This is a genomic window from Paenibacillus tabacirhizosphaerae, assembly GCF_040812395.1.
Taxonomy (GTDB): domain Bacteria; phylum Bacillota; class Bacilli; order Paenibacillales; family NBRC-103111; genus Paenibacillus_E.
In genome coordinates this window covers 212,695-223,362 of the sequence record NZ_JBFNXH010000009.1, presented here as the reverse complement: position 1 = coordinate 223,362, position 10,668 = coordinate 212,695, and the positions used below count along the sequence as shown (strand labels likewise).

At 48.6% G+C, this 10,668-nt stretch carries 8 protein-coding genes and 6 tRNA genes; all 14 read left to right on the top strand.

Annotated features, from left to right (window positions below):
• The first annotated feature begins 71 nt into the window (after positions 1-71).
• Positions 72-147 (top strand) — tRNA-Lys (locus tag ABRS97_RS17540).
• Between the two features lie 19 nt (positions 148-166).
• A tRNA-Leu gene (locus tag ABRS97_RS17535) sits at positions 167-246 on the top strand.
• Positions 247-293: 47 nt separating this feature from the next.
• Positions 294-368, top strand: a tRNA-Gly gene (locus tag ABRS97_RS17530).
• Positions 369-376: 8 nt separating this feature from the next.
• A tRNA-Arg gene (locus ABRS97_RS17525) sits at positions 377-450 on the top strand.
• Between the two features lie 6 nt (positions 451-456).
• Positions 457-535: transfer RNA gene (locus ABRS97_RS17520), tRNA-Leu, on the top strand.
• Between the two features lie 4 nt (positions 536-539).
• Positions 540-613: transfer RNA gene (locus ABRS97_RS17515), tRNA-Pro, on the top strand.
• 115 nt (positions 614-728) lie between these two features.
• The gene (locus ABRS97_RS17510) at positions 729-1,034 is read left to right on the top strand and encodes a Dabb family protein (RefSeq protein ID WP_367816010.1); all 306 of its coding nucleotides are present in this window, start codon (positions 729-731) and stop codon (positions 1,032-1,034) included.
• Positions 1,035-1,214: 180 nt separating this feature from the next.
• Entirely contained in the window at positions 1,215-4,784 is a 3,570-nt protein-coding gene (locus ABRS97_RS17505) for an OmpL47-type beta-barrel domain-containing protein (protein WP_367816008.1), read from the top strand.
• Between the two features lie 176 nt (positions 4,785-4,960).
• A complete protein-coding gene (locus ABRS97_RS17500; RefSeq protein WP_367816007.1) occupies positions 4,961-5,908 on the top strand; it encodes an acetylxylan esterase in 948 nt (315 codons plus the stop codon).
• 164 nt (positions 5,909-6,072) lie between these two features.
• Entirely contained in the window at positions 6,073-6,813 is a 741-nt protein-coding gene (locus ABRS97_RS17495) for an MBL fold metallo-hydrolase (RefSeq protein WP_367816005.1), read from the top strand.
• 26 nt (positions 6,814-6,839) lie between these two features.
• Complete coding sequence (gene gap / locus ABRS97_RS17490) at positions 6,840-7,844, top strand: type I glyceraldehyde-3-phosphate dehydrogenase (protein ID WP_367816003.1); 1,005 nt, start codon at positions 6,840-6,842, stop codon at positions 7,842-7,844.
• A 35-nt stretch (positions 7,845-7,879) separates the two neighbouring features.
• The gene (locus tag ABRS97_RS17485) at positions 7,880-8,518 is read left to right on the top strand and encodes an NAD(P)-dependent oxidoreductase (RefSeq protein ID WP_367816002.1); all 639 of its coding nucleotides are present in this window, start codon (positions 7,880-7,882) and stop codon (positions 8,516-8,518) included.
• A 133-nt stretch (positions 8,519-8,651) separates the two neighbouring features.
• A complete protein-coding gene (locus ABRS97_RS17480; RefSeq protein ID WP_367816000.1) occupies positions 8,652-9,263 on the top strand; it encodes a TetR/AcrR family transcriptional regulator in 612 nt (203 codons plus the stop codon).
• 110 nt (positions 9,264-9,373) lie between these two features.
• The gene (locus tag ABRS97_RS17475; RefSeq protein ID WP_483312472.1) at positions 9,374-10,642 is read left to right on the top strand and encodes a multidrug effflux MFS transporter; all 1,269 of its coding nucleotides are present in this window, start codon (positions 9,374-9,376) and stop codon (positions 10,640-10,642) included.
• The last annotated feature ends 26 nt before the right edge of the window (positions 10,643-10,668 follow it).

Genomic DNA, 10,668 nt, shown 5'->3' with positions numbered 1-10,668 from the left:
CCAAGCGGTAAGGCAACGGACTTTGACTCCGTCATGCCAAGGTTCAAATCCTTGATCCCCAGTACTCCTATGAGTCATTAGCTCAGTTGGTAGAGCACCTGACTTTTAATCAGGGTGTCGTAGGTTCGAATCCTACATGACTCACCATTTGCCTTAATTATAGTATGCGCGTATGGCGGAATTGGCAGACGCACTAGACTTAGGATCTAGCGGGCGACCGTGGGGGTTCAAGTCCCTCTACGCGCATCACAAAACTCAAGAGGTGTTCAATCATCACCACTTGAGTACCCCATGCGGAAGTGGCTCAGGGGTAGAGCATCGCCTTGCCAAGGCGAGGGTCGCGGGTTCGAATCCCGTCTTCCGCTCCATATTTTAAGCGCCCTTAGCTCAGCTGGATAGAGTGTTTGACTACGAATCAAAAGGTCGGGAGTTCGAATCTCTCAGGGCGCGTGATAGGCCGGCATGGCGGAATGGCAGACGCGCTCGACTCAAAATCGAGTCCGAAAGGGTGGAGGTTCGAGTCCTCTTGCCGGTATTCTCGGGACGTAGCTCAGCTTGGTAGAGCACCTGCTTTGGGAGCAGGGGGTCGCATGTTCAAATCGTGTCGTCCCGATACAGAGATCGATGAAAATAAGCATGATCAGTAAAGCGAATTTGGCTTTGGGATTATGCTTATTTTTTTATATACTTAAAGAAATCTTGCTTCGATAGAGAGGAGATAAATTTAAATGTTTGAGCATATCGTATCTTTTAGATTTAATGAGAACTACACAACGCAGCAGGAAGAGAAGCTAATTGCGACGCTCAGGACCTTTAAAGAGCAAATTCCTGGGATAGTTGAGCTAACGGCTGGTGTGAACGTAACTGAAGAGACGGAGAATGTGCATGGCTACACGTTGGGTTTGCGTGTGACGTTCCGTGATCAAGAAGCACTGCGACAATACGGCCCTCATCCCGTGCACCAGCAATTCGTGAAGTTATTGGATGGTATCCTAGATAATGTTGTAGTTATCGATTACCCCATTACCCAGTAAAAGTCTGAGGAAATTGTCGGTTTTTATCGTGATTTCGAGCGGAAATTGTATTTTTTCAAGACATGTTGTTCCTAATTACAAATTTCCTAATGTTTACAAAAAAATATCACTTCCTCCTAGTAATCCATGATAGAATTGGGGCGATAGTCTACTAGTCTTTCATGAAAAAGGAGGAAGTTCATGAGTAAGATGTCAGGATGGAAAGCGAAATTGTTGAAGTCAGCACTTGCTTTAACAGTAGCATTGCCTTTACAAGTTTTGGTGACTAGCAGTTGGCAGGCTGCTATGGCGGAAGGTCCGAGTGACCCGGCTCCATTCATCGAAGCGAAAGTAGTCAATGAGAATGCTGGCAAGAAGGTGCTTTTCGACAATACACATGAGCAGACAGCTGGAGCGGCTGACTGGGTTATTGATGGCGGATTTTCGGATTTTGCCAATGCATTAGCGAATAATGGCTATTATGTAAAAGAACTTCGCAAAACAACGCCAATCACGTTAAGTGATTTGAGTGGATATGATGTGTTCGTTGTAGCGGAGTCGAATGTTCCATATAAAACAAGCGAGCAAGCCGCACTGGAACAATATGTTCAAGGTGGAGGCAGTATCTTCTTCATCGGAGATCATTACAATGCGGATCGGAACAAGAATCGTTGGGATGGTTCTGAAGTGTTCAATGGCTATCGTCGCGGTGCCTGGGAAAATCCGGCTAAAGGGATGAGCGCCGAAGAAAGCGCTTCTTCGGCTATGCAGGATGTAGCAAGCTCGGACTGGTTGGCGACACAATTCGGTCTGCGTTTCCGTTATAATGCCCTGGGTGATATTAACGCTAACAATGTTGTAGCCCCGAATCAAGCCTTGAACATTACGGCAGGTGTTTCGAGCGTAGCTATGCATGCAGGATCAACGCTCGCGATTATTGATCCAACGAAAGCGAAGGGAATTGTGTATCTTCCGCAAACAAGCGAAGCATGGGCGAGTGCGGTCGATCAAGGCGTGTACAATGGGGGTGGCGTTGCCGAGGGCCCTTTTGTAGCCATCGCCAAAGCAGGAGCAGGGAAAGCCGGTTTCATCGGTGATTCCTCACCGGTTGAAGATGCGACTCCGAAATATTTGCGTGAAGACACAGGCGCGAAGAAAACGACATACGACGGCTTTAAAGAAGTAGACGACGGTGTCTTACTCGTGAATATGGTGAACTGGCTTTCCAAAAAAGAAAGCTATACAAGCTTGTCGCAAGTAAGCGGGTTGCAGCTTGATCAGCCAACGTCATTGTTGGCGTTCGAAGCCCCTGCAGCTTCTACTGAACCGCAAGCCGAACCATGGGCGGCGCCGAATGCCGGTTACAAATGGTACGACCGCAGCACGTTCAAAGCGGGTTCCTACGGTGGTCCGGGTGCAACGGCAAGTGTCACCTACGGTTTCGTGCACCAGGCAGTATTGCCGAATGCCCAGGATTTTCAGGTTCGTGTTGTGATTGATAATCTTCCGGCGAATACGACGGTATCCGGTTATCAAGCAGGCATTTATTTAGTCAGCGGTGGCGCCCAAATTGCCAAGATACAGAACGCCGACGGTACATGGCCTACGACAGAAGCTTATAGTGCTAATTTCAGCTTAACTTCGGACTCGCGGGGTCATGCCTACAAAGACTTGACGGTCCGCATTAAGCCGGGGACATCGGCTGCGGCAAATCTTCGTTTGCGTCAAAATGGCACAAACCTTAAAACAGAATCCGTCACACTGGGGAACGTTCCAGCAGAGCCGTTACCGGAAGAGCAAAATCCAATTCCTGCGAAGATCACCGTATCCGAAGCTCGCAGCAAAGCAGTTGGAACGCTTGTAACTCTTGAAGGCGTTGTGACGACTGAGCCGGGTACTTACGGCGGTCAAGCTTTCTATTTGCAGGATGCAACGGGTGGAATTTATGTCTTCCAAAGCTTAAGTGGGTTTCATCAGGGCGACACTGTGAAAATCACGGCGTCGACAGCGCTGTATAACTCAGAGCTGGAGCTTACAGATCCAGTGGAGATTACGAAGACAGGCACTTCGGCACTGCCGGCGCCTACTCCAATAACAGCGGTAACGAATGCTAATCAAGGCCAGCTCGTTGAGCTTAGCCATGTGACGATTACGAATATCGTTAGTGCTACGCCTACCGGTTCTTTTGAATTCGATGCGGTGGACGGTACTGCAAGCAATCATATTCGTGTGGATGCACGCACTGGCATCACGCAAAGCACATTTCCTTATCAAGTGGGACAGACTGTTACCATTAAGGGGATTGCTGCCATTTTCAAAGATGTGTTTCAATTGAAACCAAGGGGTTTAAGCGATTTTACAGCTCAGGCTGATACGGCGTCTCCTGTCACTACAGCTGCGTTATCCGGCACGCCTAACAGCGAAGGCTGGTTTAACCAAGATGTAACCGTGACATTGTCAGCAACTGACGATCAAGCGGGAGCTGTCACAACGCAATATGCAACCAATGGCGGAAGTAATGCTGTTTACACAGCGCCGGTTGTGATTTCGGAAGAAGGAACGAATACGATCCAATACTTCTCATCAGACGCCGCTGGCAATACGGAAGCTGCTAAGTCCTTGCTAGTGAAATTGGATAAAACAGCGCCTTTCGTCACATTGACGCAATCGGGTCATGGCGTGGCGGATGTGACGTATGCGGAAACGCTAAAGTTCGAGCTTGTAAGCTCGGATGCGGTATCCGGAGTAGCTGCTCAAACGTTGACCCTGGATGGGAATGCGATCAGCAGTGGACAAATATTGCATGCATCCGATTTGGGATTAGGCGCGCACGCTGTGGCATATAGCGTATTTGACGCTGCGGGCAACAAATCGGAGCAAAGCTTCACATTTGCAGTAACAACAAGCGTAATATTCAATCAAGCAGCTCTAAGCGCAGAAAAAACAACTTTGAAAATTAGCGAGACAACAGCTACTCACGTGAGCGGTTCTCTAAGTAATGGCGCGCCTGCTGACTTGAGTCAGGCCGCTATCGTGTATAGCTCGAGCAGTAATGCGGTAGCCACAGTGGATGCACAAGGTAAAGTAACTGCTGTCGCCGAAGGCACTGCACAAATCACAGCGAGCGTGACGTTGAATGGAATAACAGTCCAAACCAATGCTGTGAGCATTTCGGTTGTTAAGCCATTGTCGAGTGGAGCTCCTGGAAAACCTGTATTGTCTAGCAACAATGGGCAGATCGGGCTTAAGGACGGAAACTACACAGTAACGATGAATATGTGGTGGGGTAACAATGGCAATGTGTTCAAATTGTATGAGAATGGCACTCTGATCAGCACGCAAACGCTAGCAGATGCATCTCCTGCTGCTCAGGTTGCTAAATTTGACCTGAAAGGTAAAGCGAACGGGACCTACACCTATACTGCAGAGCTTGTCAATGTGTTCGGTACGACAACAAGCGATCCGCTTGTCGTGCAAGTAACCGATGCTGCGCCAGGCAAGCCGGTATTGTCCCAAGATAATTGGGATGGCGACGGCAACTTCAATGTGACGACGAATATGTGGTGGGGAACGAACGCTACAGAATATCGCCTTTATGAGAATGGACAGTTGGTCGATACGAAGAGCCTAACAGCCGCCACGCCTAGTGCCCAGAGCGCCGTGACAACAATATCCGGCAGAGCGGTCGGTGTATATGAATACCGCAGCGAATTGGTCAATGCCGGCGGTGTTACTTCTAGTGAGAAGATAACTGTAACAGTTAGCAAGTGATAGATCGCTTTGCCAAGCCTTTTCGTTCTCACAACGTAATCGTTGGAGACGGAAAGGCTTTTTTCGCAGGAGGAAAAAGGTATCGGCAGCGAGCCAATCAGGATTATAATAAATGATATATATAGAGTGATTTGCTCTAATTTGAGATGATTGGAATCAAGGGGGCATAGGGAACGATGAATGCCATTGAAAATCGGCTGCGTACTCTGCATCAGTATAATCCGGATGTATCTCCGCCGGCCGATCTTACAGATTTCTGGGATCGTGCTTGTAGGGAAGCTGCGGAGTCGGTGCGTTACACACAAGAACGGGTTGAATCCCCATTATTGCAGGTAGAGGCGTACAAAATTGTCATAGAGGGTGCGGCAAACACAGCGCTGCACGCCTGGTATTTGCTGCCTCCCGTTCAGCTGCGTCGCCCCATTCCTTGTATCGTGACATTTCACGGCTATACCGGATCCAAGGGCAGGCCTGAAGATCACGCGGCATGGTTGCTCATGGGGTACGCCGTATTGGCCATAGATGTGCGCGGTCAAGGGGGTGAGACCGGTAATGGGCTTTCACAGGAATATGGCATGACCAAAGGGTGGATAACGCAGGGGATACGCGACCCAGAGACTGCCTATTATCGAGCTATTGCTATCGATGGCATGCGTGCTGTTCAGTGTGCAATGACATTGCCGAAGATTGATCCGGAGAGGATATTCGTGTTCGGAGTGAGTCAAGGCGGTGGGCTGGCATTGCTTGTCTCTGCTATGGAGCCGCGTGTGCGGGCGGTAAGCGCTCATGTACCGAACATGTGTCATATGGATCTCGGACTGCTTCAATCGGTCGGTTCGCTTACGGAGGCGGCGGAGTTCGTGACGCGTTATCCGGAGCATCTTAACGAGGTACTGGGGACACTAGGGTATTTTGACATTATGAATCTGGCTAACCGAATTACGCTGCCAGTTCATGTTACGGTTGGGCTAAAGGATACAATCTGCTTGCCTGAGACGATCTTCGCAGCCTATAACCGCATCATTTCCCCGAACAAGTCTATTGAGGTTCACCCATTTATGGGCCATTCGGTGCCTCCGGGACACCACGCTGCAGCACATGCTTTTTTCTCCAAGTGGCTTTGATGAAATAGTATAAATAAGGGGCTGTTCCTGTAGGGTTGACCTAGGGGGACAGCCCCTTTGTGATTTTTTGGTAAATAAGAGCGGTAATCCATTGACAAATTGCACCAGTACTCAATATAATAATTACGAAACGGTATAGTAATTTAATTAAAAGGAGCGATGAAATGATTATCCAGAAGCTTCCATGGGCGGGCATACACGTCCAGTTCGACGGCACCAGCATTGCTATTGATCCTTTATTCCATTTTCCAACTAAATTTGGTCAAAGTAATGAGCCATTGTATCCTTTGGATGAATTTGGTCCGGTAGATGCTGTTTTCATTACCCACCACCATGGGGATCATTTCGATCCAGAAGCTATTGCGCTGTTTTATGGTTCCGACATCCCGGTGTATATGCCTGCCGAATCTTTGGGCATTGTCAGCTTAGGGCGTCTGGAGAGAGTGAATGGCGTAACGATCGGGGACACGATTCAAGTAGGTTCGTTGACAGGCAGACCCTCATACTCGGTGGATGGATTAGGGGATCCGCAGGTTTCCTGGGTTATACAAGGGGGAGATAAGAAGCTGATTCATTGCGGAGATACCCTTTGGCATGGATATTGGTGGAAAATCAAAGAAACTCACGGTCCTATTGATGTTGCATGCTTGCCAGTGAATGCCGCTGTTGTGGAGTTCCCTGGGTTAACGCCCAGCGGTCAACCGATTGTTCTATCCCCTGAGCAAGCAGTTGCCGCTGCTACGGTTCTTGGTGTGAAAACGCTGGTGCCGATTCATTACAAGGCTATTCATCAACCGCCTATCTATCGTCAGACACCTGATCTTCTGGAGAGATTAGAGGCAAACGCTGCTGGGAAAGTGGATTTGGCGATTCTTCAATCAAAAGAGATATTGAAACTAAATTAGAGTGTAAAATTCAGGAGGCATGCAAAATGGTGAAAGTAGGAATTAACGGATTCGGCCGAATTGGCCGTAATGTATTCAGGGCTGCATTACACAACCCGAATGTAGACATCGTAGCAATTAATGATTTGACAGATGTGAAAACGCTGGCGCATCTTTTGAAATATGACACCACACATGGCCGATTGGCAGACGAGATTCATGCAGGAGAAAGCAGTTTAATCATTAATGGGAAAGAAATTAAAGTATTCTCAGAGCGCGATCCCGGCAATCTCCCATGGGAACAATATGGCGTTGAAGTTGTTGTCGAGTCGACGGGATTTTTTACTGCGAAAGATAAGGCTGCCCTGCATTTGAAAGGAGGAGCCAAGAAAGTCATCATCTCTGCGCCAGCAAGCGGTGAAGATATCACGCTCGTGCTTGGTGTGAATGAGGATAAATATGATGCATCCCAACATACCATCATTTCGAACGGTTCTTGTACAACGAATTGTTTGGCTCCTATAGCCAAAGTATTGAACGATCGCTTTGGTATCGTAACCGGCATGATGACAACGGTTCATTCCTATACAAATGATCAAAATCTGCTCGATCTCCCGCATAAGGATATTCGTCGGGCACGGGCCGCAGCGGAGAACATCGTACTCACATCGACCGGTGCTGCGAAAGCGATATCCTTAGTGCTTCCTGAGCTTAAGGGGAAAATGAACGGTATGGCTATGCGGGTGCCAACTCCGAATGTATCTGTAACGGATCTTGTGGTCACAGTGAATACGAACGTTACTGTCGAACAAGTCAATGATGCTTTTAGAGAAGCATCGCAAAGTACGCTGAAGGGCATTCTGAACTACTCGGAGGAACCACTCGTTTCCAGTGACTATAACGGCGATCCTGCGTCCTCTACCGTAGATGCGTTGTCTACCATGGTGGTTGGAGAAAATTTAGTGAAAGTCATTTCTTGGTATGACAATGAGTGGGGATATTCGAACCGCGTTGTAGATTTGATTGCATTTGTGGCGGAAAAAGGACTGTAAATCACAACAATTTCAAACATGCGGAGGAAGAGAAGATGAAAATCGGAGTTATTGGGGCTAGCGGTAAAGCCGGAAGCTGCATTATAAATGAAGCCATTGAACGTGGGCATGAAGTCACGGCTATCGTACGAGATGCGGCGAAAATCTCTGATCGTGGCGTTTCCATTCTAGAGAGGGCTATTTTAGAGCTTACATCTGAAGATTTAAAATCGTTTGATATTGTTGTGAATGCTTTCGGCGCACCACTCGGCCAAGAGCACCTTCATGTCGAAGCAGGAAATGTATTAATTCAAGCTCTTCAGAAGCAGCCGAATACGAGACTGATCGTTGTGGGTGGCGCTGGCAGCCTATATGCAGATGAGACCAAGCAGGCACGCGTCGTCGAATCGCCTCATTTTCCAAAAGAATATTTAGCGACTGCTCAGAACCAAGCGGAAAATCTGAGAATCTTGGAGCAAACGAAAGAGCTTCAATGGACGTTCATCAGCCCTTCGGCACATTTTGAAATGGGAAAACGGACGGGTTCTTATCGAACTGGGAAGGATCAGCTGCTTGTCAACGCGAAAGGTGAGAGCTATGTAAGTTATCAGGACTATGCTGCGGCACTGGTAGACGAAATTGAGCATCCCCAACATGTGAACGAACGATTTACCGTCGTTTCCGAATCGGAATAACGCTGCGTCCACTCGTTGCATGGAAGTGGGAGGGTGTTTTTAAATGACCGACGGTTGAATTTAGGGGGTAAATCCCTTATATTAGATTACGATATAGTATCGTATCAATCTATCAATCGAGAGGAATTATCTTATGGACTCAGCGACTCCTCACCCAAGAAAGCCGGGGCGACCACGCAGTGAACAAACCGACCAAGCCATCCTTCAAGCGGCACGCGAGCTCATGTTGGAATGCGGTGTTCAGAGTTTTAGTATGGATACTTTGGCTGCCAGGGCTGGGGTTAGTAAACCGACGATCTATCGCAGGTGGTCGAACAAAGAAGACCTTCTTTCCGATACCATTGGTCAGGCTTCCGATCAAACCGTTATTCCCGACACGGGCAACGTCATTGAGGACTTGCGCATACTATTGGGAAATATGCTAGAGTCGATTAACTTGAATTTCGGACTGCCGTCACAATCCATCAATAAGATGTTGGCTTCTTTCATTGATTCGCCGCAATTAACTGAACAGTATAGAAATAAATTCATCCTGCCCCGACGAAAAATTTTTGAAGCTATTATCAACAAAGGCATTCAAAGAGGGGAAATCCGTGGAGATGTAAACACGGAAACCCTCGTTGATTTGGTAAGCGGGGCTTACTTTTATTGCATGCTGTTTAAGCCGAAGGACGTGGTTTCCAGTGTCTGGCTCGAAAATGTGTGCGATGTGTTGGCTCTTGGGGTTATAAACGCGCCGGAGTAGTTTGCAAGAAATAGGGTGTGCCAGAAGTGCTTCGGCATGTTGGGCGCACCCTGTTTGTATGTCGTTGTTGCGCTTATCTGCAGAAATAAGAGGTGGCAACTTTGGCAGCCATGTTCCATTACATCAACAGAAAGCTTGTGATACTCATGAAAAGCAGCAATAGCACCGCGCTTGAAGCTGGCGGCGCATCATTAAGTCGTTCAAGTCGACTATGGATTATTTTGGTTCTTGGATCGTTGGCATCCTTCGGCCCCCTCTCCCTGGATATGTACTTGCCGGCGCTTCCTGTCTTAGCGAGTGATTTACACACGAACACTTCCTTGGCTCAAATGAGCCTAACCGCTTGTATGCTTGGATTATCGCTGGGACAGCTCGTAGCAGGCGCTGTTAGCGATGTGCGAGGGCGCAGGATTCCACTGCTAATTGGACTTGTTATTTATGCGATTTCATCGATTCTCTGTATGTACGCATCCTCCATTTGGATGTTCCTTGGTTTGCGTTTTATTCAAGGCCTTGCCGGCGCAGCCGGTATCGTGATTTCGCGGGCGATTGTCCGCGATCTGTATGCCGGAGTCGAGCTGACGAAGTTCTTCGCACTCTTGATGCTCGTGAACGGTGCCGCGCCTATTCTTGCCCCCATTGTAGGCGGACAGATTTTGCAGGTGACCACATGGCGGGGCGTATTCCTTGTATTGAGTTTGATTGGCGTTGTCATGCTCATCGCCGTAGTGCTTGGTCTCAAAGAAACGCTGCCTAGCGAGCGCCGACTAAAGGGCGGGCTCACGAATACGCTGCGCACCTTCCGAGGACTGCTCGCCGACCGCATGTTCATGGGCTATGCATTGACGCAGGGACTCGTGTTTGCCGGTATGTTCGCTTATATTTCGGGGTCGCCATTCGTGCTCCAGGAAATCTTCGGCGTATCCCCGCAAATGTTCAGTGTTTGCTTCGCGGTAAACGGACTTGGCGTCATTATTGCAGGCCAAATCGCAGGCAAGCTGGCAGGCAAAGTAAGTGAGCGCCGCATCCTTGCTTGGGGACTGGGCATAGCTGCTTTCGGGGGCTTGCTTCTGCTCATCGCAACGCTGGTTGGTGCAGGCCTCTATGTCATTTTACTAGCCTTCTTCTTCATCGTCTCCAGCGTGGGGCTGGTCTCCACGGCGACTTCTTCGATGGCTTTGCAAAACCAAGGGAATTCGGCGGGCAGTGCAGCGGCTTTGCTTGGTTTGCTTTCTTTTATCGTAGGGGGGATTATCGCCCCGCTTGTCGGACTCGGCGGTAGCCAAACTGCCGTGCCGTTAGGCATTATCATTGCCTTGGCGGTGGTTGGAGCCATTATATCCTTCATATGGGCTGCGCGTGTCCGCAAGGATAATTAAGGAAAGATTTATCCAACATTAAGCTG

Excerpts from the sequence above, each read along its gene's own strand:
- gap (WP_367816003.1), top strand. The coding sequence starts at position 6,840 with ATGGTGAAAGTAGGAATTAACGGATTCGGCCGAATTGGCCGTAATGTA.
- ABRS97_RS17485 (WP_367816002.1), top strand. The coding sequence starts at position 7,880 with ATGAAAATCGGAGTTATTGGGGCTAGCGGTAAAGCCGGAAGCTGCATT.
- ABRS97_RS17480 (WP_367816000.1), top strand. The coding sequence starts at position 8,652 with ATGGACTCAGCGACTCCTCACCCAAGAAAGCCGGGGCGACCACGCAGT.
- ABRS97_RS17500 (WP_367816007.1), top strand. The coding sequence starts at position 4,961 with ATGAATGCCATTGAAAATCGGCTGCGTACTCTGCATCAGTATAATCCG.
- ABRS97_RS17475 (WP_483312472.1), top strand. The coding sequence starts at position 9,374 with ATGTTCCATTACATCAACAGAAAGCTTGTGATACTCATGAAAAGCAGC.
- ABRS97_RS17510 (WP_367816010.1), top strand. The coding sequence starts at position 729 with ATGTTTGAGCATATCGTATCTTTTAGATTTAATGAGAACTACACAACG.
- ABRS97_RS17505 (WP_367816008.1), top strand. The coding sequence starts at position 1,215 with ATGAGTAAGATGTCAGGATGGAAAGCGAAATTGTTGAAGTCAGCACTT.
- ABRS97_RS17495 (WP_367816005.1), top strand. The coding sequence starts at position 6,073 with ATGATTATCCAGAAGCTTCCATGGGCGGGCATACACGTCCAGTTCGAC.